This window comes from Holophaga foetida DSM 6591 (assembly GCF_000242615.2).
GTDB lineage: Bacteria > Acidobacteriota > Holophagae > Holophagales > Holophagaceae > Holophaga > Holophaga foetida.
This window is the reverse complement of record NZ_KI912268.1, coordinates 3,172,301-3,195,317: the sequence shown is the minus strand read 5'-3', so window position 1 is coordinate 3,195,317 and position 23,017 is coordinate 3,172,301. Positions and strand designations below refer to the sequence as shown.

Here is a 23,017-nt window from a genome sequence, read left to right as displayed (position 1 = left end):
TTAGGCATGGTCGATGACCTCCACCGGGGGCTGAGGAGGCTGGGGAGCCAAGGGCAGGCTCATCAGGAACTGGGCACCACCACCCGGGCGGTTGCTGGCCTGGATGCGCCCTTCGTGGGCGTCCATGATGCCCTTGCAGATGGCCAGCCCCAGTCCGGCGCCGGGGCGCGCACCCGGCTGCTGGAGCCTTACCAGTTTCTCGAAGATCCGCTCCTCCTCGCCTGCTGGGATGCCAGGCCCATGATCGAGGATCGCCAGGGTTACCGACTTCTCGGTGGCCCAGGCCCTCACCTCGATGGGCTGATCCGGTGGCGAATACTTGTGAGCATTCTCCAGCAGGTTGATGAGCGCCTGTTCGGCCAGGATCGGATCCACCGGCACTAGCGGCAGGTTCTTGGGGAAGTCGAGTTTCACGCCCCGCGTCCCCAGGACCTGGCCGAGGCTGTCCAGGGCCGCGCCCACCAGTTCCTCCACGGGCACCCATTCCTTCTTGAGCTCCAACACACCGGATTCAATGCGGGTCACATCCAGCAGGTTGGAGACCAGGCGATGGAGGCGCTGGGCCTCCTCATGGATGGTCTCCAACAGCTCACGACGGTTCTCCTGCGTCAGACGCCCCTCGTCCTCTAGAAGGGTGCTGGCGGCACCGGTGATCCCCCCCAGGGGGGTACGGAGGTCGTGGGAGACGGAGGAAAGCAGGGCGTTGCGGAGATGCTCCCGATCAGCCTGGCGCTGGTTCTCCAGGGAGCGTTCCGACAACAGAGTGCGCTCCAGAGCCAGAGCCGTCTGATTGCTGAAGGCCTCCAGGAGATGGCGTTGATCCGGTTCAGTCCAGCGCGGGACATCCTCCGGCAGGACCCCCATGACCCCGATGGGTCCATTGGTGCCAGTCAGGGGAAGGTAGAGGGCCTTGGCTCCCGCCAGGGTGTCCGTTTCGAGGCCGGCGACCTCATGGTGATCGAAGGCCCACTGGGCCACCCCGAGCTCCGCCGGGCTGAACTTGGCCGCCAGATCCGCCGGAGGCCACTTGAGACGCCCCTGGGAATCCGGCAGGAAGATCAGGACATGGCTCTGGAACTGGGCTGCCACACTCCGGATGGCCTGGGAGACCATGCGGGCCGTATTGCCGCTGCGGGCGAGGTCTGCACTGAGTTTGAAGAGGGCCAAGGTACGCTGTTCCCGGAAGCGGGCCAGCTTGGCCTGCTGGCGAATCCGCTCCGTGAGATTCCCGATCACGATGCCCATCACCAGCAGCACCAGGAAGGTGGCACTGTGGCGGGTGTCCTGGACCACGAGGGAATATACGGGTGGGATGATGAAGAAGTCCAGTGCCACCACGCTCAGGACCGCAGCAAGGAGACTGGGCAGACGGCCGACCCGGGAGGCCACCACCAGGATGGCCAGGATGTAGACCATGATCACATCGGCCAGCTCGAAATACCGGGCCATGAGAAGCGCCAAGCCCGTGGCCACCGCCACGACCGCGAAGCTCCAAAGGAAGTGGCCGACGGGCGTGTGGCTGGCGGATCGACGGACGGGTTTGGTCTTCCCAGGCTTCTCTTCCCCCGCGATGACATGGATATCGATGGCTCCACTGGCCCGGATCAGGTCGGCCAGCAGCGATCCCGTGAAGAATTCAAGCCAGCGGGGCTTCGTGGGCTTGCCCACCAGGATCTTGGTGACATTGCGCCGCAGAGCCAGAGCCACCAGATCCTCCGCAAGGGCCAGACTCCCCTGGAGCACCACGGTTTCTGCCCCCAGACGCTCGGCCTGGCGCAGGTGCTCCTCGATCTGGACGCGGCTGGCCTCCGAGTAGCTGAGGTACCGCGGCGACTCGATGTAGGCCACGATCCATGGAGCATCCAGGGATTCAGCCATCCGCTTGGCGGCGCGGATGAGGTGGGCCGACTCGGGCCGGGAGCTGATGCAGACCATCAGCCGCTCTCCGGCGGCCCAGGTCTTGCCGATGCCCTTGGCATTCATGTAGCGGCGCATATCCGCATCCACCTGCTCGGCGGTGCGCCGGAGGGCAAGCTCCCGGAGGGCCATGAGATTCCCGCGCCGGAAGAAGCGATCGTTGGCATGCCGGGCCTGCTCGGGAACGTAGACCTTGCCCTCCTGGAGGCGCTCGATGAGCTCCTCGGGCGGAATGTCCACCAGTTCGATCTGGTCCGCCCGGCTCAGGAGCTTGTCCGGGATGTTCTCCCGCACCAGCACCCCCGTGATCTGGGCCACCACATCCCGGAGACTCTCCAGGTGCTGGACATTCAGGGTGGTGTGGACATCAATGCCCGCATCCAGAAGATCCCAGACATCCTGCCAACGCTTGGCGTGGAGGGCCCCGGGGGCATTGGCATGGGCGAGCTCGTCCACCAGGATGACCTTGGGTTTCCGAGCCAGCGCCGCCTCCAGATCAAACTCCTCCAGGGTGGCCCCCCGATAGGGGAAGGACTTTCTTGGAAGGACCTCCAGACCGGCAGTCAGAGCCTGGGATTCAGGGCGCCCATGGGTGTCCAGGAAACCCGCCACCACGTCCACGCCCTCGAGAAGCAGTTCCTGGGCCTCGGAGAGCATGGCGTAGGTCTTCCCCACCCCCGGCGCCGCCCCGAAGAAGATCTTGAGGCGGGCCCGGGATTTCCGAGCCTCATCCTCTTGCGCCTGTTCCAGGACTTCATCGGGGCGGGTATTCATGATGATTCAGTGTAGGCCAAGACCCGTGGAAAGCCCGATATCAGCGTCTTCCCGCACGGGTATGGCAAAGAAGCAGGCTAGTCCGTTGCGGATCAGTTGACAGGAACCAGGCAGAACCTATGCTGGTATCCCACCCCAGGGGGGGTGGGGCAAGATGGAGGATACCCCATGATCCGGCTGAAGATCGAAGGCATGACCTGCGGACATTGCGTCCAGCACGTGAAGACGGCCCTACTCGGAGTTCCCGGCGTCCAGGCCGCAGAGGTTGACCTGAAGAGCCGTAGCGCCCAGGTGACGGGGCTGGCGGATCCCTCTGCCCTGATCGCCGCCGTGGAGGAGGAGGGCTACCAGGCCTCCCAGGAGACCCTCTGATGATCTGCTGCCATGGCCTCAAGCTGGATGAAGAGGTCCAGGAGGATGTCCGCCGTCGCCTCCTTTCCGTGAAGGGGCATGTGGAGGGTGTGCTTCGCATGCTGGAGAACGACCATGTCTACTGCGTGGATGTCCTCAAGCAGCTCAAGGCCGTGGGGGGCGCCCTGGGGAAGGTGGGGGATCAGGTACTGCAGAGCCACCTCCGGAACCACGTGGTAACCGCCCACGAACGCGGCGACGAGGAGCGCATCGTGGGGGAACTGATGGAAATCCTCAAATACCGCTGATGGGAATCCAATGAGCATCCATACCTTCCGTGTCGAGGGCATGAGCTGCGCGAGCTGTGTGCGGCGCGTGGAGAAGGCCTTGGCCGCAGTGCCCGGAGTGGCGCATGCCCAGGTGAACCTCGCCACAGAGGAAGCCAGGGTCGAGGGCGCCGAGCTCTCCCTGGAAGTCCTGGGCCGGGCCCTGGAAGCCAGGGGCTACCACCTGGTATCCCCCACCGACGAACCAGCACCCGAAGCCACCCGGGGGGCCCTGCTGCGCCTCATCCTCGCCTGGGTAGTGACCCTGCCCCTCATGGCGCCGATGCTTCCCGGCCTGCATCTTCACCTTCCCTGGCCCATCCAGGCCCTGCTTTCGGCGGGGGCCGTCTTTGGGGCCGGATGGCCCTTCTTCAGGCGGGCCTTCGGACAGCTCCGGAAGTTGGAGAGCACCATGGATACCCTGGTGGCCCTGGGGGCCCTGGTGAGCTGGGCCTTCGGCCTCTACGAGGGCTGGCGGGGCAGCATGCACCCGCCCTTCGAGACCGCCGCAGCCCTGGTGTCCTTCCTCCTGGTGGGGAAGTATCTGGAGGCCCGGGCCAAGCACCGGGCCACCCACAGCCTCGAAGCCCTGCTGAAGCTGGCTCCCGCCATGGCCTCCCGCCTCGGTGAGGACGGACTGGAGGAGGAGGTGCCCACCCGGATCCTGATGGCGGGGGACCGGGTGCGGGTCCGCCCAGGCTCCGCCATCCCCGTGGACGGCATCGTCCTCTCGGGCCAGGCGGAAGTCGAGGAGGCCCTCCTTACCGGCGAGCCCCTTCCGGTGCCCAAGGGACCGGGGGATGGCGTGCAGGTTGGGGCCATGGTCCACGGCGGCGCCCTGGAGGTCCAGGTCCAGAGCGCGGGCCAGGGCACTTGGCTGGCCAGACTGGCCCGGCAGGTGGCCGAGGCCCAGGGCAGCCGCGCCCCGATCCAGGAGGTGGCGGACAAGGTCTCCGCAGTCTTCGTGCCCGCCATCCTGGTCCTCGCCGCCCTGACCCTGGTGGGCTGGTGGATCGCCACGGGCAGCCTACTCCTGGCCTGGCGCCCGGCGGTGACGGTCCTGGTGATCGCCTGCCCCTGCGCCCTGGGACTGGCCACGCCGGTGGCCATGGCCGCCGCTCTGGGGAGCGCCGCCCGGGGAGGACTCCTGGTACGCCAGGCCGAGGCCATGGAGCGCCTTGCGGATGTCACGGATCTGGTCTTCGACAAGACCGGCACCCTGACCCTGGGGCGCCCTACCCTGAAGGAGATCCAGAGCCCCCAGCTCCCCCGGGAGGAGATCCTGAGGCTGGCCGCCGCCCTGGAGCGGGACTCGGAGCACCCCCTGGCCCGGGGCATCCGGGGGGCGGCCCAGGCTCTCTCCCTCCCTGAGGCCCAGGACTTCAGGGCTTTCCCCGGGGGAGGCGTCGAGGGCCGGGTCGAGGGCCGAGCCCTAAGGCTGGGCAACGAGGCCTTCCTGGGCCTCCCTTTCCCCGAAATCCCGGAGGGCACCGTGACGGTGGGGCTCGCGGAGGGATCCACCCTCCTGGGACTCATCCTGCTGGAGGATGCCCTACGCCCGGAGACGCCCCGGGTGCTGGACGCCCTCCGACGCCAGGGCCTGAGGATCCACCTCCTGAGCGGCGATCGCCCGGAGGTGGTCAGGCGACTGGGCACTCAGCTCGGCATCGAGGAGGCCCGGGGGGGCTGCAAGCCGGAGGACAAGCAGAAGCGGATCCAGGAACTCCAGGCCGCGGGCGCCATCGTGGCCTTCGTGGGAGATGGCGTCAACGACGCCTCGGCCCTGGCCCAGGCAGACGCGGGCATCTCTCTGCCGGGCCTGGAGGCTACCCAGGCAGCGGCCCCCCTCAACCTCCTCCGGGAGGGCCTGGACCCACTGCTTCAGGCCCATGCCCTGGCCCGTCGAACCCGAAGCGTCGTGCGGCAAAATCTAGCCTGGGCCTTCGGCTACAACCTCGTCCTGGTCCCCCTGGCCGCCTTCAACCTCCTGGATAAGCTGGGAGGCCCGGCCCTGGCCGGCGCCGCCATGGGCCTCAGTTCCCTGACCGTGGTGCTCAACGCCCTGCGGCTGCGAAACGCCAGGTGACAGGGGAGGGCCGCTGGCTTAACCGCGCCGTCTGGGGCGTGGCCCTGACCAGCTTCTTCTCGGAGAAAGCGCGATTCACAGCCCCCGAACGGAACGCCTACACCCGATAATGGTGGCCTGGAGGCCATCGTGACCCTTCCCGTAATGTTCGCCTGCATGCTCGCCCTGGCCGACCCGACGGCAGCGACGGGCATCCAGCGTCCTGTCTGGATCGAGCAGCTTCCCCAGGAGCCGGGTCGGATCTATGCCCTCGGGACTGCAGATCTTGGACCCTTCACGTCTGAAGGGCGGGCCCTGGCCCAGGCCTCGGATCGGGCTCGACTGGAAGTCGTCGCGCGCCTGCGGGTGAGCGTCAAGGGACAGACGAGCACGACGACGCGCACCACCCAGATGGGTTCCGGTGGAAGCTCCTACGGGTACGGCGACAAGACCAGCCGGGACACACTGCAGGTGGGAACCCAGGCCGAGGACCTTCCTGGGCTCACCGTGGAGCAGACCTACCTTGATGCCACCGGGCGCACAGCGTATGCCCTGGCCGTCCTGGACCTGGGGCAGGCCGAGGCCTCGCTCCAGGGACGGCTCACGGGCCTGGAGAACAGCCGCCATGGCCTGGAGAAGGAGCGAAGCCGTCGCGCCCGCTGGCGCCTCAGGAAGCTCCAGGGAGATCTCGACCGCCTGGGCGAGTTGACCGCCCTCCTTTCCCTAGACCCTCTCCTGGCCCGGACCCGTGCCGAACGGGTAATCGTGGACAAGCGCCTCGCCGCTCTGGAAGCAGCGGATCTGCCCCCCCTGGATCTCGGCAAGTGCGCCATGGCCCTGCGCCCCAATATCGCGCTGCCCCCGGCCATGGAGGAGTTCCTCAGCTCACGCATCACCGAGAGCGGCCTCAAGTGCAGGGAGGCGGGCGCGGATTTCCGACTGGAGCTGACCTTCAGCGGAGGTTCCAAGGGGCCGGCCTTCATCTATGCGGAACCCCAGTTCGTGGGAAGCATCCTCTACCGCCTGGAGGCCACGGCCCAGATCACCGATGCTGGTGGAGTGGTCCTGGCCAAGGCGCCTCCGATCTCGCTTTCCCAGGAGCAGACCCCCGAGGGCCTGAGCGCCCAGTTCCATCGGCAATTCGAACGCCGCTGGGGCATGCTGCTGGACCAGCTCCTGGCCGAGTTGCAGTAGAAGCGAGAAATGTAACGTTTTACATTCGGCGTTGAAAAGACTCGCAGCAGTTCAGAATGGCTTTCGCCAGGGCCTCTTGATTGGCCTTGAATCTCCGAGTGGGTACAAGGACGGAGACCGCCGCCATCTCGCCCTCATATCCCTCCATAGCCACACCAAGGGAACAGATCCCGACGATGTTCTCCTCCCGATCAAAGGCGACACGGGTCCCCCGTATCGAGGCCAACTCCCGATCCATGTCCTCCCAGGTGACGATCGTATTCTTGGTCAAGGGTTTGAGGGGCATCTGCCTGCGCAGGGCCTCAAGCTCATGCTCAGGAAGCGCTGCCAGCATGGCTTTGCCGATTGCGGTGCCGTGCAGGGGAAGCGAACTGCCGACGGCGCTGGTCACCCTGAGCGCATGGGTCCCATGAATCTGCGCCACCACCACGGCACTGCCGTGGGAGAGGATCGAGAGTTCAACGGTTTCGCCAGTTTCACTGGCCAGGCGGACCAGGAAAGGGTGGATCATCGTCACGAGATCGAAGGGGCGCACGGAGTTCGCGAGAAGGGTCAAGGCTGGCCCAAGCCGAAAGCCACTTTTTGCCGAGGCGGCGATCACCAGATTGGATTCCTCCAAGGTCTTCACGATGCGCTGCACCGTGGAGCGCGGCAAGTCCATGATCTGAGCCAATGCAGCCAGGGTCAGGCCATCGCGATGGCGAGCCAGGACAAAGAGGATATCTGCAGCACGGGCGACCACCTGGATCACAGAACTTCCCGCTTTTTCCGACGAGGATGACATCGACATTCAATCCTTTTAGGAGATTAACGACATTCCATATGCCAACATCCGCGACGACTCAGATCTGCCTTACAAATGTTAATAGATACAGAATAACGCGTTTTATCACTCATCATAATGTACCGTTTTATGTGGAGAACTCCGTCCCTGACGTTCCTTTCCAAAAAGAGGAAAGCCCTGATAGTCAGGGCTTTCCTCTTTTTGGAATGGAGACAGATGCTACTCCATCACTACCCATACCCGGCGGCCGTCCTTGACGCCCTGAACCAGGACCATCATGGCTTCGGAGAGCTGCTTGCTCTTGGAGGAGCCATCCTTGAGGTCGACGATGGAGATGACATCGTCTTCCTTGATGGGAGGCAGGGCAACGCTCCGGGGAATCTCGCCGCGGGTGGGCTTGGCATTGGGATCCATCTTGGAGGGGGGATCCGGAACCACAAAGCCATCGCCCTTCTCAAGCGCGTCTACGCTGGTACGGAAGAGGGCCGCCAGGGCCACCATGGCGGAACCCGAGGGGACGATCTTGTCACGCTCCCAGAACGAAATGGAGGCCTGGTCCACACGCAGGGCTTCGGCCATCTCCTCCTGGGACCAGCGCCAAGTCACGCGCACGGCCTTGATGCGGCCACCCAGCGTATCGAGAGAGATTGGATTTTCGGGACTGGATTCTGCGCGTCTCAAGGGAAACCCTCCTATAGGAAGAATGCGATAAAACAAGCAGATCTTGCAATCATAAATTCATGACCGTAACGCGATTTATAGGTTCGGCTCGTAGAAAGGGTTTCTCTTCACCATGCCCCAAACGGACTTGACCGGGAAAAAACAGCCACCTACCGATGAGCAATATAGGCTCTTTTTTTTGGTGCGCCCGCGAAGAGCAGCTGAATTCAAAGAAGAACCCAAGTCACCGGACTCCACCAAATAAGGATGACTAATCTTGAAGGACACCCCCTGCAGTCTATCCCCGCGAGGGAGGAACCCGAACTTGTTTATACTAATGCGTCACCCCATGGGAGTTGAACCGCATGGCCCCCCGGGCCAGTGAGGCGAAGACGCCGACGAAGTTCAGAATGGCGAAGACCACAAAGCTCGCCTTCATCCCCATCAGGAAGTGCCCCGAGTACCCGGAAGTCCCAATGGTCCATGCCCCCACAAAGTGGGTGGTGATCAGGGAAACGATGGCCATGCTCAGGGCCTGCCCCACCACCCGAGCCGTCCCCATGGCCGAGGAGGCCACACCGTATTGCGTGCGGTCCACCGAGCCCATGATGGCGTTCGTGTTGGGGGCAGAGAACAGGGCGTAGCCCAGTCCGATGAAGGCCAGGTTCCACAGGATCAGAGAAACGCTTGAGCCCTCCCGCAGAAACACAAAGATCAGCAATCCGGCAGTGTTCACAGCCATCCCCAGGGAGGAGAGGATCCTAGGCTCGATGCGGTCCGAGAGCTTCCCAACGATGGGGGAGAGGACCGCCATCACCACCGACTGCACCAGCAGAATGCCACCCGCGGACCTCAGAGACACGCCCCGCACCGTCTGAAGATAGAGACTGAGCAGGAAGGGCATGGCGAAGATGGAGCTGTAGTTGATGACGGAGGCAAGGTTGGAGAAGGCGAAGACCCGATTGTGGGTGAAGAGGGTGATGGGCAGGATGGGGTGGGCCGTGCGGCCTTCATGGATCACAAAGACCACGAGGAAGGCCAGCCCCAGGAGGGTGATCCCCCAGTAGGCCGTGGAGAGCGACAGACTGCTGGAACCGTAAAGGAAGAGCACCAGCCCCACGATGCAGAGCAGGCTCCCCAGAGGATCGATGCGGGCGAGATCAGGAGCAGTCCAGGGGCCATGAAGATTGACGAGCGTCATGACCAGCACCGCCAGGGCGATGATCGCGAGGAAGATGAAGATCCCCTTCCATCCGAACCAGCTGCAGATCGCCCCTCCCAGGATGGGCCCTGCGGAGTAGGCAAAGTAGACGATGCCCACATTGATACCCATGGCCTTGCCCCGTTCCTGGGGCGGCACCACTGTCGTCAGCAGGGCCACGGCAGTGGAGAAGATCATGGATGCCCCCACCCCCTGCAAGGTCCTGAAGATGATGAGCCAATGGATGGTGGGTGCCATGGCGCAGGCCGCCGAAGCGAGAAAAAAGAAGAAGAGCCCGAGCTTGAAGATCCGTACCCGACCCGTCAGATCCGCCAACTTGCCCATGGGGAGGAGCAGGGAGCCGGTGACCAGCAGGAAAGAAGCCACCACCCAGTTCAGCAGATACTGGCTGCCGTGGAAGGCAAGGCCGATCGAAGGCACCGCCAGGTTCAGCGAGCTGATCATGAATGGAACAAGAAACGAGGTCACCATACAGATGGCATAGACCCACTTGGCTTCTCTGGTGGCAAGCGACATATCCGTTCTCCCAAGCGTTGGTTTCCAAGCTTTAAGGAATACCGTCCCTGGCAGACGAAGGGAAATCGAAGCTCCTGCTTGCCGAAACAATGCCCCTCTATTTCATGATCTGAAGCACCATCTCCACCCGGTTGAAGGGCGTCATGAAGTAGAAGCCGTCCACATGGGGCCTGAGCCTCCGGGCCACATCCCCCGCCAGCTCGACCCCGACAGCCTCGGCCTCATCCTTCGGCATTTCGGGATGGAAGCGGTTGATGAAGTCCTGGGGGACCTGGATCCCAGGCATCTCGTTGTTGAGGAACTGGGCGTTGCGGTAGCTCACCAGAGGCAGGATGCCGCCGAGGATCTTCACCCCCGCGGGGCGCGCCATGGTCGCCAGGTAGTCGATGACCTCCTGGGAGTAGATGGGCTGGGTCAGGAAGAAGGTGGCCCCCCGGGACGCCTTGGTGGCCATGCGGGCCACCTCGGCATCCCGGTTGGCGGCGTTCAGATTCAGAGCACCCCCGATCAGGAAGGGATCCCCCTGGAAGGGCCCCCGGTTGAGCTCCGCCAGGAATTCGATGAGGCGGAAGGAATTCAGGTTGAAGACCGCCTTGATCTCGGCCCGATCCCCCGCCGGAATGGCATCCCCCGTCACCGCCAGCAGGTTGCGCAGCCCCTCGATATGTCCCGCCAGGAAACCGGACTTGAGGGCGTTCAGATTCTTGTCCCGGCAGCAGACATGGGGCATGGTCTGGATACCCACCTCCCGCTGGACCTTGGCCGCCATGGCCAGGGAATCCACCCTGGCCCGGGCCATGGGCGAATCGGCAATGGTCAGGAGATCCACCCCAGCCTCCAGGCATCGGCGGGCCCCCTGGAGGAGCTTGCTGGCGTCTGTATCAAAGGGAGGATCCAGCTCCACGGCCACCACGAAGTCCCCCCTCTTCAGTTTTTCGGCAAAGGGGTTCGGGGCGGCCACCGGCCTGACTGGTGCCGCCTCGGCCACACGGAAGGCCACCCGCTCCGCAGACGACCTGCCCATCAACTCCGCCAGGGCCCGGATGTGGGCTGGCGTGGAACCACAGCACCCGCCAAGGACGCGGGCCCCCTGGCGGTGGATATCCCGCATCCGCTCCGCGAAATAGGCCGGGTTGGGATGATAGATGGTGCGCTCGTTCACCAGCTCGGGGTATCCGGCATTGGGCATGACGGAAACCAGGTCGTTCCCCAGATCCAGGCGCTGGAGGGTTCTCAGGAGGTGGGTGGGTCCGGCCCCGCAGTTGAAACCATAGGCATCGAGGGTGCCGAGGGCCTTCAGCTCCCGCACCAGCCGATCATTGGGCACCCCCTTGCGGCTCAGACCTTCGGGGGTCGTGGCGAACTGGGCCAGGATGAAAGCGGCCGGGCACCGCTCCCGGAGATAGGCCGTTGCGTCCCTCAGAGGCTCCAGACTGCTGAAGGTCTCGAAGATGAAGTGCTCCACCCCCTCCTGCAGAAGGGTGTCCACCAGGAACCGGTATTCCCCCTGAACATCCACCAGGCTTCCGTCCGGACTCAGTTCGGGAACAGGGCCGATGCTGGCGGCCACCAGAACCCCGGTCCCCAGTGCGGCTCGCCGGGCGATCTCCACCCCGGCCCGGAGGATGCGAGCAGCCTCGTCCCGGGGTACCCCCAGGGCGAGGCTGCTGGCACCGAAGGTATTGGTGCGGATCAGCCGGGCCCCCGCTGCGATGTATTCAGCGTGGATGCTCTGGATCAGCTCGGGGCGATCCAGGTTCGCCCGCTCCACGGCGCCGCTGTCCTCCCCGGTGATCTGGGTGAAGTAGGTGCCCATGGCCCCATCGGCGATCAGGAAGGGCTCGGCGCCCAGGATCCGCTGCATGCTATCCCTCCGCCCGCCCCAAAGGGACGGAACCCAAAGTTTATCCATGAGATAGAAGGGATGTGGTCCGACGAGAGAAAGCCATCCCTTGCCTTCATCCCCCACCCGTGGAATTCTGGTCATACCAATACATGCTGGTTAACGGGAAGCAGGTGTGAAACCTGCGCTGCCCCGCAACGGTATGCACCTCGGCGAAAGCCGGGAGACTTGACCGGAACCACTGGGGCTGCGATCCCGGGAAGGTGACGGGGATCTGCCAGGATCCGTCGCGTGCGAGCCCGGAGACCGATCCAGCATTCTCCAAACCCGCCGTGGGAGCGGATACGGATCGGCCCTCCGGGGCCTTCCCTCTGCCCCCCGGTCCCATGCGTGGAGGCATGAGATGGGACAGACCCGCATCGCACTTCTGCTCGCCCTCGGGGCGAGCCTCATGGCCGAAAGCACCGCAGGGAGCTTCAAGCCAAAAGCAGAGGCCAGCGCCACGGTGAGCGTCACCGCGGAGGCCAGTCCGGTCGAACTGGTGGAGACCCCGAACCCGGTAACGGTGGTGACTTCCGCAAAGCTTGAGCGCATCGGAGCCGACAACCTCTCCGACCTGCTCCAGGATCTCTTCCCCGGGCAGGTCTACCGCACGGGGGCCATCGGCGCCACCTCCTCCTTCCAGCTGGGCGGCGCCCGCTCCCAGGACGTGGCCGTCACCATTGATGGGGTGCGGGTCAACGACCCCTCGGGCACCGTGGGCACCAATATGAGCATGGTGAATCTGGTGGGCATTGATCGGGCCGAGATACAGCAGGGTCCATGCTCTGCCCGCTACGGATCCAGCGCCATGGGCGGCTCCGTAGCTCTCTACTCCGCGGGAAGCCCAAAGGATGGGTTCAGCGGCAGCTTCCGCCTGAAGGGCGGAACCGCCGGGATCGTGGGCACCACCTTCGCGCCAACCTATGGGTGGAACAGCGGATGGGTCCGGGCTTCCGTGGACCTCCAGCGGCAGGATTCCAACCTTGAGGCGGCCAACGCCTACCGTTCCACCGGGGTCTTCCTGGGCGCCGGCCAGGAGCTGGGAGCAAACACCCTCGCCACCCTCAGCTACCGGAATGCCTACATCGGCGTACCCCTTCCCATCGCCTCCATCAGCAAGAGAGCGACTGATCCTGCCGCCGCCTACGACGAGGAGCGCGGAACCCAGAGCCGCAACGAGATGCTGAGCGCCTCCATTCAGACCGTCTTCTCTCCCACCCTCCGGGGCGCCCTGGGACTGGGGGGCTATGAAGTCAACCGCATCGAGCCTGCCATGGGCACGGGCAGCCCCTCGCCCTACCACAGCCGCAGCAAGCAGGCCACGGGCAGCCTGACCTGGGACCCCGTCTCCATCCTTTCCACCACCTTCGCCGTGGAGGCCACGGAGGCCCAGGCCGAGATCCCGATCTCCGCAGTGATCTACAGGGGTGAGGACACCCACCTTGCGGCCTCCGCCGAGGCCGAGGTGAAGGTCATCCCCACCCTCAGAATCGTGGGGTCTCTGCGCTGGGAGCACGCCGCCCAGGACCTCCCCACGGCGACCCTGGGCCACCGTGAGGAGCGACGCTCCGCCGTGTACACCGGCAAGGGCGGGGTGAACTGGATCCTGCCTGCGGGCTTCCGGGTCTACGCCTCGGCGGGCTGGGGATTCAGCAACCCGCTCCTCTACCAGTCTGTCTACAACGCCAGGAAGGCCGGCGAGGCCCTTGATGATGAGAAGAGCAAGTTCATCCAAAGCGGCCTGAGCTACGAATCGGGCCCATGGAAGGCCCAGCTGAGTCTTTCCAGGACGCTATACGCCAGCCTGGTCTATTTCGACACCACCCCCTACCTCTACTACAACGGCCAGGGGATCCGCATCCAGTCCGCCGAGCTCTCCGGAGGATACGAGACCAAGGCCTGGGGCCTGACGGGCTTCTACCGCAACCAGGAAGCCCGGGACACCAGCAAGTCGGAAGCCCAACAGCTCACCTCCAGCGCCGTATACCGCCGCCCCTTCCAGGCCTGCGGCCTAGCCACCTACTGGGTGCTGGGCGATGTCCGCATGGATGGCCGCTGGTCCTGGACCGGCTCCCAGTACGAGAGTGGCTTCGCCTACCGGACCCACTTCAACGACCTGAGCCTCAGCGCCACCTGGGCGGTAAGCCAGCAGCTCTCCCTGGCCCTCCGGGGCGAGAATCTGATGCAGCCCCATGCCAGCAAGTCGGCCTGGATGTCGCGGACCTACGATTTCAAGAACGATGCCTCCCAGGTCTACGGATATCCCGCCCAGTCCCCCAGCCTCACGGCGGAACTGCGTTACCGTTTCTGACATGAAACGCCTGATCTTTCTCTTCGCACTGGTTCCCGCCCTCCTCTGGGGGCGGGTTCCCCTCCGGGTGGTGAGCCACACGGTGGGAACGGATGATCTGCTGCTGGCCGTGGCGGATCCGGGGCAGATTGCGGCCCTCAGCCGCTTCAGCCGGGATCCGAGGTATTCGATCCACGCCAGGGAGAACGAAAAACACCCCACGGTGCGGGATGCGGAGGCTGAGAGCATCCTGCGCCACAAGCCGGACCTGGTGCTCATCACCAGCTATTCGAAACCCGAGGTGGTGGAACTGCTCCGGCGCTCCAAGGTCAACCTGATGCTCTTCGATCACTTCGAGTCCCTGGAGGATGCCTACGCCAATCTTCGGCGCCTGGGACAGACCCTGGGACACCCGGAGAGGGCCGAGGCGGTCATCCAAAGGAGCCAGGCAAGGGTGGCGGAACTCCAGAAGCGTCTGGCGGGGGTCAAGCCCGTGCGGGTGATGGCCGCAGGGATCTATCCCTTCGTAGCGGGTGCAGGGACGACCTTCGATGACCTCTGCCTTCACGCCGGGGCCATCAATGTCGTGGCACAGGCCGGGGTGAAGGGCCACCAGCCCATGCCCACGGAGAAGGTGCTCACCTGGAACCCGGATGTGCTGGTAGGGGCCAAGGATGAGGACCTGCCGACCATCCTGCCCAAGACGCCGCCATACAAATACCTTCCCGCCATGAAATACGGCAGGCTGGTGCTCATCCCGAGGGCCCTTTTCTCCAACACCACCCACCTACGGATCGAAGGCTACGAGTGGCTGGCCCGGGCCCTTCACCCCGAACGCTTCCGTTAAATCACTGATAGGAAACCGCCGTCAGCCAAGGGCTGGGAGGACTTTTGGCAGGCCCCGAAACTGTGTCCCCTCCATCCCAGTCAGTCTTTTGCTTTTCTCTGCGCCCTCTCTTTTGAACCTCTGCGCCCTCTGCGTTTACTCTTTTGATCTTCCAGGCCGAGCAGATCCGCCCATCTGGTCAGACTAGTTCTTGCCGTATGCCTCCAAACCGTGGGATCCTGGGGGTTCACAACACGTGCTGGTTAACGGGAAACAGGTGTAAAACCTGCGCTGCCCCGCAACGGTATGCACCTCGGCGAAAGCCGGGAGACTTTGCTGGAACCACTGGGACTGCGATCCCGGGAAGGTTTCAGGGGGCCTGTAAAGGACCCGTCGCGTGCGAGCCCGGAGACCGATCCAGCATTCCCCAGAACCCGCCGTGGGAGCGGGAAGGGATCGGGACTCCTGCCCCTTTTCCTCCGCGCCACGGACCCATGCGTGGAGGCATGAGATGGGACAGACCCGAATTGCACTATTGCTCGCCCTTGGGGCGAGTCTCATGGCGGGCACGAACGCCGAAGCCATCGCCGAAAGCCCCAAGCCCAAGGCCGAGGCCAGCGCCACCGTAACCGTGACCGCCGAAGCCAGCCCCGTGGAACTGGTGAAGACACCGAATCCGGTAAAGGTGGTGACCCCCGAGAAGCTGGATCAGGTCGGCGCAAGCAACCTCTCCGACCTGATCCAGGCCCTCTTCCCCGGTCAGGTGAGCCGCACCGGAGGCATCGGAGCCACCTCTTCCTTCATGCTGGGAGGCTCCCGCCCCCAGGATGTGGCGGTCACCATTGATGGCATCCGCATCAATGACGCATCTGGACTGGTCGGCACCAACATGAGTCTGGTTAACCTGGCTGGCATCGACCGCGCCGAGATCCAACAGGGTCCCTGCTCGGCCCGTTTCGGCTCCAGCGCCATGGGTGGCAGCGTGGCACTCTACTCCACCGGAAGCGCCAAAGATGGTTTCAGTGGAGACTTCCGCCTCAAGGGTGGAACGGGAGGTATCGTCGGCACCACCTTTGCTCCCGCTTACGGCTGGGGTAGCGGCTGGGTCCGGGGCTCTGTAGATCTTCAGCAGCAGGACTCGAACCTGGAATCCGAAAACTCCTACCGCTCGACGGGAGTCTTCCTGGGAGGAGGCCAGCAGATCAGCGACTGGGGCCTGGCCACCCTCAGCTACCGGAACGCCTATACCGGTTCGCCCATTCCCATCGTCTACGCCTACTACGGGACAACCCCATACGGTGCCTCTTACTACGACGAGACCCGCGAAACGCGCAGCAGAGACCAGGTGCTGAGCGCCTCCCTCGATGTCATCTTCCGGCCCAACCTCAAGGGCTCCCTAACTCTCGGTGGCCATGAGCTGAACAGGCTCGAACCGGGGATGGCCGCAGGAGATCCCGCCGTTCCGTTCTTGAGTCGTGGGAAACAGGCCACAGCCAACCTCAGCTGGGAACCTTTCCGCATCCTCGCCCTGAACGTCAGCACTGAGGTTCTGCAATCCCGGGTCAGGGCATCCGACCTTGAGGGCACAGCCTTCCTCGTTGGCGAAGACAAGCACTTCGCCTTTGCCACAGAGGCCCAGCTGGAGGTAATCCCGACCCTAAGACTCGTGGGATCCGTACGCTGGGAGCAGGACAAACAGGAGGTTCCCACCGATACCCTCGGGAATATGGTGGATCACAGTTCCTCCCAGTACACCGGCAAGGGCGGTGTGAACTGGAACCTCCCGGCAGGTTTCAGAGTCTATGCCTCCGCAGGCTGGGGTTTCAGCAACCCCCAGCTTTACCATTCGATCTTCAATGCCCGTTACGGCGGAGAAACCCTCGAAAACGAGAAGAGCAAGTTCATCCAAACCGGGGTGAGCTTCGAGAGGGGTCCATGGAAAGGCAAGCTGGAACTCTCACGGACCATATACTCCAGCTTGGTTTACTACGACTACAACGGTGGGACCTGGATCCCCTCCTGGTACGGGTATTCTGGGGTATACCGCAACGGGAACGGTATCCGCATCCAGTCCGCCGAGATCTCGGGCGGTTACGAATCAAAGCACTGGGGACTGACCAGTTTCTATCGCAACCAAGAGGCCCGGGACACCAGCGTGGAGGAGTCCCTGCAGCTGACCTCCAGCGCCGTGATCCGACGCCCATTTCAGTCCCTCGGACTGGCCGCCTACTGTGTCCTGGGGGATGTCCGCATGGATGCACGGTGGTCCTGGACCGGCTCCCAGTATGAGAACGGCTTCGTCTACCGCACCCACTACAACGACCTGAGCATTTCCGCAGCCTGGGCCATCCAGCAGAACCTTTCGGTCACCTTGCGGGGCGACAACCTGATGCAGCCCCATGCATCGAAGGAGGCCTGGATGTCCAGGACCAATGACTTCCGGAACGATGCATCCCAGGTCTACGGTTATCCAGCCATGTCTCCCAGCCTTTCAGCGGAACTGCGCTACCGTTTCTAGATATGAAACGCCTGCTCTGCATTCTCGCCCTGGTGCCCGCCCTCCTCTGGGGGCGGGCACCGCTCCGCGTGGTGAGCCACACGGTGGGCACGGATGACCTGCTGCTGGCGGTGGCGGACCCGGGGCAGATCGCGGCCCTGAGCCACCTCGCCCGGAACCCCAAGTTCTCTGTGCACGCGAAGGACAACCAGCGCATCCCGGTGATCCGGGACAGCGAGGCCGAGAGCATCCTGCGCTACAAGCCGGACCTGGTGCTCATCACCAACTACTCCCGGCCCGAGGTGGTGGAACTGCTCCGGCGGTCGAAGATCAATCTCATGCTCTTCGACCGTTTCGAGTCCCTGGAGGATGCCTACGCCAATCTACGGCGTCTGGGCCAGACCCTGGGACACCCTGATCGGGCCGAGACCATCATCCGCCGGACCCAGGGCCGAGTGAACGAACTGCAGCAGCGACTGGCCGGGGTGAAGCCTCGCCGAGTGATGTCCGCGGCGATCTACCCCTTTGTGGCGGGCTCGGACACCTCCTTCAACGATATCTGTCTCCATGCCGGAGCCATCAACGTGGCGGCCCAGGCGGGGATCAAGGGCCACCAGCCTCTGCCCACGGAACAGGTGCTCCGTTGGAACCCGGAAGTCCTGGTGGGCCCCAAGGACGAGGAGAAGGACCTGCCCAGCATCCTGCGCCAGACGCCCCCCTACAAATACCTCCCTGCCATGAAATACGGCAACCTGGTGCTCATCCCCGGAGCCCTGTTGGCCAGCACTACCCATACCCGGGTGGATGCCTATGAGTGGCTGGCCCGGGCCCTTCACCCGGAGCGATTCCGATGAAACGATGGCCCGCTCCCACCCTCTTCCTGTCCCTCCTCCTGGTGGCCGCGATCCTGGCATCCCTTGGGATCGGAGAAATGGGCTTCTCCCCCAGGGAAGTGATCCAGGCCTTGGCGGGCCGAGGCGATGAGTTGACCCGCACGGTGCTCTGGGATGTCCGCCTGCCCCGCACCCTGGTGGGCATCGCCGCCGGAGCTGGCTTGGCCGCCTCAGGTGTCGCCATGCAGGCCTTCTTCCGCAATCCCCTGGCCAGCCCGGGGCTCCTGGGGGTCAGCAGCGGAGGCGCCATGGGCGCGGTCCTGGTGCTGGCCTTCGGCATCGGCCAGACCTCCCTCTTCACCGTCCCCCTGGCCTCCATCCTCGGAGCGTTCATCGCCACGGGTGCTGTCATGGCCCTAGCCCACAAGGGGGCCAGCACCGAGCACCTCATTCTGGCAGGCGTGGCCCTCAACGCCCTCTTCGGAGCCGTCACCAGCTTCCTCCTCAGCCTCACCGCAGGGCAGTTCCAGGTGAGCGGCCAGATCCTCTTCTGGCTCATGGGGGGCATTGAGAACCGCACCTGGGCCCATGTGTGGATGGGGCTGCCTGGCGTTCTCGTGGCCTGCTTCCTCATGCTGCCCCTGGGGCGGCGCCTCAATATCTTCTCCCTCGGGGAGGCCAGCGCCCAGAGCCTGGGCGTGGACGTCAAACGCCTCCGCTGGGAACTCATCATCCTTTCCACGGTCCTGACGGCCCTGGCCACGGCCACCGCGGGTGTGGTCGGTTTCGTGGGGCTGGTGGTGCCCCATCTCCTGCGCCTCCTCTTCGGTCCCGACCATCGGCACCTCGTGCCCCTCTCGATGCTCGGGGGCGCGGCCTTCGTCCTCATCTGCGACCTCCCCACCCGCTGTCTTTCCTCGGGGATGCGACTCGGCGTGGTGACCGCCATCGCCGGTGGCCCCTTCCTTCTTTATCTCCTTCGGAGGCGGACATGACGGCCATCGAAGCCACTGGCCTCACCGTGGGAGAGCGCCTGAAGTCCCTGGATCTGGCGCTGCCCAAGGGCTGCCTCGCCGCGGTGATGGGCCCCAACGGTGCTGGCAAGTCCACCCTTCTCCAGGCCCTGGCCGGGCTTCTGCCTGCCAAGGGCAAGGTCCACTGGCAGGGCCGGGATCTCAAGAAGATCCCCATCCTGGATCGGGGCCGCCTCCTGGCCTGGCTCCCCCAGGAGTCCCACGCCGAATTCGCCTTCCCCGTGCGGGACGTGGTGGTCCAGGGGCGCTACGCCTGGGACGATGAGGACCAGGGGGTGGATCAGATCCTGGAGCGCCTGGATCTCTGCCATCTGGCCAAGCGCCCCGTGACGCGACTTTCCGGCGGCGAACGCCAGCGGGTCTTCCTGGCCCGGGCCCTGGCCACCGAAGCCCCCATCCAGCTCTGGGATGAGCCCATCAGCCAGCTCGATGCCCGCCATGCCCTGGAGGTCCTCCGCCTTGGCCGTCAGCTCGCGGAACAGGGGGCCACAGTCCTCATGTCCGTCCACGACTTGCGCCTGGTGCGTTTCATGGACCAAGTCCTGGTCCTGAAGGACGGCGAACTGCGGGCCAATGGCGCCCCGAACGAAGTCTTCACCCCCGAGCTCATCCTGGAGGTCTTCGGCGTCCAGGCCCGCTGGGAGAACGCCATGGTGCTGGAACTGCCCTGACAGACGTGATGGTCGGGCTTTGCCCGGCCACCACGTGGGGGTCAAAGGGGGGACATCGCGAGCGCAGTGAGCAGGCGGTCCCCCCTTTCATGGCAGAACAAACGGCCCGCCAATGACGGGCCGTTCCTTTGGAGCAGAGAGCGTCTACTTCCCGAGGGCCTTCAAGGCAGCCTTGGCAGCCATGCGTCCGGAATTGACCGCGAAGCCGTAAGTCGTCCCGGGGACGTCGAGGGGATAGGTGTCGCCGAAGAGGCCTCCGACGGCATCATTGCCCACCACGTAAAGACCGGGGATCACATCCCAGTTCTTGTCCAGAGCCTGGAGTTTGGGATTGACGGTGACGCCACCCAGGGATGTCAGGTAGTAGGGGTCCAGCTTGACCGCATAGAGCTTGCCAGTGGGCTTGTGCATCAGCTCCTTGGGCTTCAGGAAGTCAGCGTCGTAGTGCGCGTCCACAGCATGGCTGTAGCTCTCCATGGTGGCCTTCAGGGTGGTGGCAGGGACACCCATCTTGGTGGCCAGTTCATCCAGACTGTTGGCCTCCACGAAGTTCTTTCCCTTGAGGGCCGTCTGGCAATCATCATCCAGCTTGGGGATGGGAATGGCGTGCTGGACCAGGACGCCGATACCCCAGTCGGGACCATCCTTCTTGACGTGCTGCCTCATGTTCTCGTCGAAGATGCTCCAGCCGAAGCCCTGGCGGCGGATGGCATTGCCCGCGATGCTGAAATTGCGGAGGATCTCCTCATTGCAGAAACGCTCACCCCGCTTGTTCACCAGGATGTTGGTGGGTTGCCAGCCGAGGCAGCTCACCGTCAGGGGCGTGGTCCTGGGATCGGCAGCCGGGAACCACTGCATGTGGGACATGCCTTCCACCGCAGCCCCCGCGTCCATGGCCATTCGGATGCCGTCGCCTGTCTTGTTGAAGGGAACCGCCGCACCGGCGCCAGCATCCCCGCAGTATTTGGTGACCCACTCCCGGTTCTCTGCGTAACCGCCGGTGGCGATGATCACGGCTCCCGCCCCGATACGGATGGCCTTGCCAGCCTTGTCCTTGGCCACCACGCCCACCACCTTCTTCCCGTCCATGATGAGCTCCTGGCCAGGGGTCTGCATCATGATGGTGATGTTCTGGTTCGCCTTGGCATTCCCGAAGAGGACCTTCACCAGCGTGTGGCCCTTGCCTTCGATCAGGTGCCAGGTGCGCAGTCCCCTGGCCTCGGGCGCCGTGGTCCCGGTCGTGACGAAGGGAACGCCCTGTTTGCGGCGGAGCCAGGAGAAGGTCTGGTCAGATTCATTGATGTAGGCCCGGATCAGGGGAGCGTTGCCCTGCCAGTGGTTGGATTCCTCCATCTCGATGCGGAAGACCTCATCCTTGGTGTTGACGATGAGCTGCTCCCGCTGCATTTCGGTTTCGGCGCCGAAGATCCCCTCGGCCGCATTGGAAGTGCCGCCTGGGAAGGGATTCTTCTCCAGGAGCACCACCTTGGCGCCCCCCTCGGCTGCGGTCAGGGATGCGCAAAGCCCCGCACCGCCGGAACCGACCACGACGATGTCGGTCTGGGTATCAAAAGCCGGAGCGGCGAAGCCCCAGACACCGACCGCCGCAAGAGCGACCAGACGTCCCACTGAAGAAATGCGTGTCATGACTCCTCCTTGGAGATGAATCACCTGCGTTCGGATTGCCTATCGAACAGCATGGTTGCTGCGAAGCAACACCCAGGGGCCGGAGGCCCCCGGGCGGGATCGCGTGGATAGGTTCTACTTGCCAGTCGCGGCGGAGATCATGGCCTTGACGTTTTCCACCTTCGCGTTGGGAGGGCAGGAGCATCCGCAGGAGAGGATGAAGCCAGGGCCGTTGGCCTTGATCATGTCGGTGCAGTATTTGTAGACCTGATCAGGGGTGCCAAGCACCAGCATGCCCGCGGGGACGTCGCCCTTGATGGCGATGTGGCCGCCCAGCTTCTCGCGGATCTTGGCCATATCGGTCACACCATCCGACTCGAAGATGACCGAACCCGGCTTGAAGGCCCGGAAACAGTCGAGATCACGCTCCCAATTGCCGTCGGCATGGATGTCACAGACATAACCCTCCGCGTTGACCATGTCCACGGTCTCCTTGATGAACTTGAAGACATAGCGTTCCCAGAGCTTGGGGGAATAGAACTCGCTGGCGCCCCGGGCAGGGGAGACGAAGACCACCGGGGACTTGCCAGTGCTCGCGCGGATCATCCCGCGGAGCTGCTCGAGGTTCTCCTTCTGGATCACCTCCAGAACCTCGGAGATTTTGTCGGGCATGGTGAAGAGATCCCGCATGAACTTGCCCATGGAGCGGCCGCCACTCAAGTATTCATTGACGGTGATGGTCACCAGCTCGGAGTAGACATACATGCCGTGGGCTTCGAACTTCTGAACGGCCTCGCCGGCATGGGCCAGGTCCGCGCCCAGAGCGGGCAGGTCCACCCCGAGGCGCCCCATCACGTAGCCCGGCATGAAGGCGTTCCAGCCCTTGGCGAGGATCGTGTCGTAGTCCTCGCGGGTCATCACCTCCCGCTCATCGAGCTGCCAGAGGGCATCATCGGGAAGCTCGCGACCCGGAAGCTTGACCTTGGTCATGAAGATGAGGGGAAAGAGAGGACCCGCAGGGAAGGCGGAATTGACGCCATCCAGATCCCCACCGAGCGCCACGGCGGATTCCACCATGATGTCGCTGGCCATCGGGATTCCCTTGCAGAGATCGGCGATCTTGCGACCCCGCTCCTTGGCAAAGAAGGAGTCGGCCATGAGCACCACAGGGGTGCGGTCCGTCTTCTCAAGCCTGATGGTCTTCTTGAGGCGGTCCAGCCGCTCGTTCAGGAGTTCTTCCGGGGTCTTCATAGACAAGTCTCCTTCAGGGGGATGAGTGGTCAGGCCATGCTGGCCTGGGTTGTGGAAATGGAGTCGAGGATGATCAGGGAGATGGCAACAGGAATGCCAAGACCCTGGAACCCCGCTCCGATGAGTTCTCAAACATGCGCAATAACTACAGGGTAGGCATTTGTCGCCACATGGCCCGTTCCCGGGACAACTTTTTCCCCTGAGCATTTCTTGTTCAAATCCGTACCAAAGCAGCGCATCCTTGGTACAAACCTGAACAAATGAGGGACAAGATGCTCCCGCCCCCAAGCTCTGG

General features: G+C 64.0%; 17 protein-coding genes and 2 riboswitches. Of the genes, 10 read left to right on the top strand and 7 right to left on the bottom strand.

From position 1 onward, the window contains the following. On the bottom strand, positions 1-2,691 hold the full coding sequence (locus HOLFODRAFT_RS0214440) for a sensor histidine kinase (RefSeq protein ID WP_005031912.1): 2,691 nt from the start codon (positions 2,689-2,691) through the stop codon (positions 1-3). A 168-nt stretch (positions 2,692-2,859) separates the two neighbouring features. Here HOLFODRAFT_RS0214440 and HOLFODRAFT_RS0214435 point away from each other — a divergent pair, with 168 nt between their 5' ends. The 4 genes from HOLFODRAFT_RS0214435 to HOLFODRAFT_RS0214420 all read left to right on the top strand — a co-directional run bounded on the left by HOLFODRAFT_RS0214435 (position 2,860) and on the right by HOLFODRAFT_RS0214420 (position 6,627). Beyond that, positions 2,860-3,063, top strand: coding sequence for a CopZ family metallochaperone (locus HOLFODRAFT_RS0214435; protein WP_005031914.1), 204 nt, complete (start codon positions 2,860-2,862; stop codon positions 3,061-3,063). Beyond that, positions 3,063-3,350 carry a metal-sensitive transcriptional regulator gene (locus HOLFODRAFT_RS0214430; RefSeq protein ID WP_005031917.1) on the top strand — a complete coding sequence of 96 codons (288 nt, stop codon included), beginning with the start codon at positions 3,063-3,065 and terminating at the stop codon, positions 3,348-3,350. The genes HOLFODRAFT_RS0214435 and HOLFODRAFT_RS0214430 overlap by 1 nt, the downstream gene beginning before the upstream one ends. 10 nt (positions 3,351-3,360) lie before the next feature. Further along, positions 3,361-5,454: a heavy metal translocating P-type ATPase gene (locus HOLFODRAFT_RS21525; protein WP_005031920.1), complete on the top strand. Its 2,094-nt coding sequence runs from the start codon at positions 3,361-3,363 to the stop codon at positions 5,452-5,454. Positions 5,455-5,583: 129 nt separating this feature from the next. Beyond that, the gene (locus HOLFODRAFT_RS0214420; protein WP_005031922.1) at positions 5,584-6,627 is read left to right on the top strand and encodes a hypothetical protein; all 1,044 of its coding nucleotides are present in this window, start codon (positions 5,584-5,586) and stop codon (positions 6,625-6,627) included. A gap of 19 nt (positions 6,628-6,646) precedes the next feature. Here the strand turns inward: HOLFODRAFT_RS0214420 and HOLFODRAFT_RS0214415 are convergent, their stop codons facing one another. The 4 genes from HOLFODRAFT_RS0214415 to HOLFODRAFT_RS0214400 form a co-directional block, all read right to left on the bottom strand. Further along, on the bottom strand, positions 6,647-7,378 hold the full coding sequence (locus HOLFODRAFT_RS0214415; protein WP_052572572.1) for an IclR family transcriptional regulator: 732 nt from the start codon (positions 7,376-7,378) through the stop codon (positions 6,647-6,649). Positions 7,379-7,630: 252 nt separating this feature from the next. After that, on the bottom strand, positions 7,631-8,092 hold the full coding sequence (locus tag HOLFODRAFT_RS21520; protein WP_005031925.1) for a helix-turn-helix transcriptional regulator: 462 nt from the start codon (positions 8,090-8,092) through the stop codon (positions 7,631-7,633). A 313-nt stretch (positions 8,093-8,405) separates the two neighbouring features. After that, positions 8,406-9,809, bottom strand: coding sequence for an MFS transporter (locus tag HOLFODRAFT_RS0214405; protein WP_005031927.1), 1,404 nt, complete (start codon positions 9,807-9,809; stop codon positions 8,406-8,408). A gap of 97 nt (positions 9,810-9,906) precedes the next feature. Further along, positions 9,907-11,673 (bottom strand): bifunctional homocysteine S-methyltransferase/methylenetetrahydrofolate reductase, encoded by a 1,767-nt coding sequence (locus tag HOLFODRAFT_RS0214400; protein ID WP_005031929.1) that lies wholly within the window; start codon positions 11,671-11,673, stop codon positions 9,907-9,909. Between the two features lie 102 nt (positions 11,674-11,775). Further along, a riboswitch (cobalamin riboswitch) is annotated at positions 11,776-11,979 on the top strand. A gap of 76 nt (positions 11,980-12,055) precedes the next feature. Between HOLFODRAFT_RS0214400 and HOLFODRAFT_RS0214395 the strand changes: the two genes are divergently transcribed. From HOLFODRAFT_RS0214395 to HOLFODRAFT_RS0214370, 6 genes are all read left to right on the top strand, one after another. Beyond that, positions 12,056-14,005, top strand: coding sequence for a TonB-dependent receptor plug domain-containing protein (locus HOLFODRAFT_RS0214395; RefSeq protein ID WP_005031931.1), 1,950 nt, complete (start codon positions 12,056-12,058; stop codon positions 14,003-14,005). Position 14,006: 1 nt separating this feature from the next. Continuing rightward, on the top strand, positions 14,007-14,831 hold the full coding sequence (locus tag HOLFODRAFT_RS21515) for an ABC transporter substrate-binding protein (RefSeq protein WP_005031933.1): 825 nt from the start codon (positions 14,007-14,009) through the stop codon (positions 14,829-14,831). Between the two features lie 203 nt (positions 14,832-15,034). Next, a riboswitch (cobalamin riboswitch) is annotated at positions 15,035-15,245 on the top strand. A gap of 76 nt (positions 15,246-15,321) precedes the next feature. Beyond that, positions 15,322-17,328 (top strand): TonB-dependent receptor plug domain-containing protein, encoded by a 2,007-nt coding sequence (locus HOLFODRAFT_RS0214385; protein WP_005031935.1) that lies wholly within the window; start codon positions 15,322-15,324, stop codon positions 17,326-17,328. Between the two features lie 2 nt (positions 17,329-17,330). Then, positions 17,331-18,161, top strand: coding sequence for an ABC transporter substrate-binding protein (locus HOLFODRAFT_RS21510; protein ID WP_005031937.1), 831 nt, complete (start codon positions 17,331-17,333; stop codon positions 18,159-18,161). After that, positions 18,158-19,135 carry a FecCD family ABC transporter permease gene (locus HOLFODRAFT_RS0214375; protein WP_005031939.1) on the top strand — a complete coding sequence of 326 codons (978 nt, stop codon included), beginning with the start codon at positions 18,158-18,160 and terminating at the stop codon, positions 19,133-19,135. The genes HOLFODRAFT_RS21510 and HOLFODRAFT_RS0214375 overlap by 4 nt, the downstream gene beginning before the upstream one ends. Beyond that, positions 19,132-19,845: an ABC transporter ATP-binding protein gene (locus tag HOLFODRAFT_RS0214370; protein WP_005031941.1), complete on the top strand. Its 714-nt coding sequence runs from the start codon at positions 19,132-19,134 to the stop codon at positions 19,843-19,845. The genes HOLFODRAFT_RS0214375 and HOLFODRAFT_RS0214370 overlap by 4 nt, the downstream gene beginning before the upstream one ends. A 144-nt stretch (positions 19,846-19,989) precedes the next feature. Here the strand turns inward: HOLFODRAFT_RS0214370 and HOLFODRAFT_RS0214365 are convergent, their stop codons facing one another. Together HOLFODRAFT_RS0214365 and HOLFODRAFT_RS0214360 are read right to left on the bottom strand one after the other, a co-directional pair. Continuing rightward, the gene (locus HOLFODRAFT_RS0214365; RefSeq protein WP_005031943.1) at positions 19,990-21,492 is read right to left on the bottom strand and encodes an FAD-dependent oxidoreductase; all 1,503 of its coding nucleotides are present in this window, start codon (positions 21,490-21,492) and stop codon (positions 19,990-19,992) included. A gap of 114 nt (positions 21,493-21,606) precedes the next feature. Further along, positions 21,607-22,722 carry a uroporphyrinogen decarboxylase family protein gene (locus HOLFODRAFT_RS0214360; RefSeq protein ID WP_005031945.1) on the bottom strand — a complete coding sequence of 372 codons (1,116 nt, stop codon included), beginning with the start codon at positions 22,720-22,722 and terminating at the stop codon, positions 21,607-21,609. Positions 22,723-23,017: the final 295 nt, after the last annotated feature.

What these genes read in the sequence shown, in the direction of transcription:
- HOLFODRAFT_RS0214440 (WP_005031912.1), bottom strand. Translation starts at nt 2,691, where the DNA reads ATGAATACCCGCCCCGATGAAGTCCTGGAACAGGCGCAAGAGGATGAG.
- HOLFODRAFT_RS0214435 (WP_005031914.1), top strand. Translation starts at nt 2,860, where the DNA reads ATGATCCGGCTGAAGATCGAAGGCATGACCTGCGGACATTGCGTCCAG.
- HOLFODRAFT_RS0214430 (WP_005031917.1), top strand. Translation starts at nt 3,063, where the DNA reads ATGATCTGCTGCCATGGCCTCAAGCTGGATGAAGAGGTCCAGGAGGAT.
- HOLFODRAFT_RS21525 (WP_005031920.1), top strand. Translation starts at nt 3,361, where the DNA reads ATGAGCATCCATACCTTCCGTGTCGAGGGCATGAGCTGCGCGAGCTGT.
- HOLFODRAFT_RS0214405 (WP_005031927.1), bottom strand. Translation starts at nt 9,809, where the DNA reads ATGTCGCTTGCCACCAGAGAAGCCAAGTGGGTCTATGCCATCTGTATG.
- HOLFODRAFT_RS0214400 (WP_005031929.1), bottom strand. Translation starts at nt 11,673, where the DNA reads ATGCAGCGGATCCTGGGCGCCGAGCCCTTCCTGATCGCCGATGGGGCC.
- HOLFODRAFT_RS0214395 (WP_005031931.1), top strand. Translation starts at nt 12,056, where the DNA reads ATGGGACAGACCCGCATCGCACTTCTGCTCGCCCTCGGGGCGAGCCTC.
- HOLFODRAFT_RS21515 (WP_005031933.1), top strand. Translation starts at nt 14,007, where the DNA reads ATGAAACGCCTGATCTTTCTCTTCGCACTGGTTCCCGCCCTCCTCTGG.
- HOLFODRAFT_RS0214385 (WP_005031935.1), top strand. Translation starts at nt 15,322, where the DNA reads ATGGGACAGACCCGAATTGCACTATTGCTCGCCCTTGGGGCGAGTCTC.
- HOLFODRAFT_RS21510 (WP_005031937.1), top strand. Translation starts at nt 17,331, where the DNA reads ATGAAACGCCTGCTCTGCATTCTCGCCCTGGTGCCCGCCCTCCTCTGG.
- HOLFODRAFT_RS0214375 (WP_005031939.1), top strand. Translation starts at nt 18,158, where the DNA reads ATGAAACGATGGCCCGCTCCCACCCTCTTCCTGTCCCTCCTCCTGGTG.
- HOLFODRAFT_RS0214370 (WP_005031941.1), top strand. Translation starts at nt 19,132, where the DNA reads ATGACGGCCATCGAAGCCACTGGCCTCACCGTGGGAGAGCGCCTGAAG.
- HOLFODRAFT_RS0214365 (WP_005031943.1), bottom strand. Translation starts at nt 21,492, where the DNA reads ATGACACGCATTTCTTCAGTGGGACGTCTGGTCGCTCTTGCGGCGGTC.
- HOLFODRAFT_RS0214360 (WP_005031945.1), bottom strand. Translation starts at nt 22,722, where the DNA reads ATGAAGACCCCGGAAGAACTCCTGAACGAGCGGCTGGACCGCCTCAAG.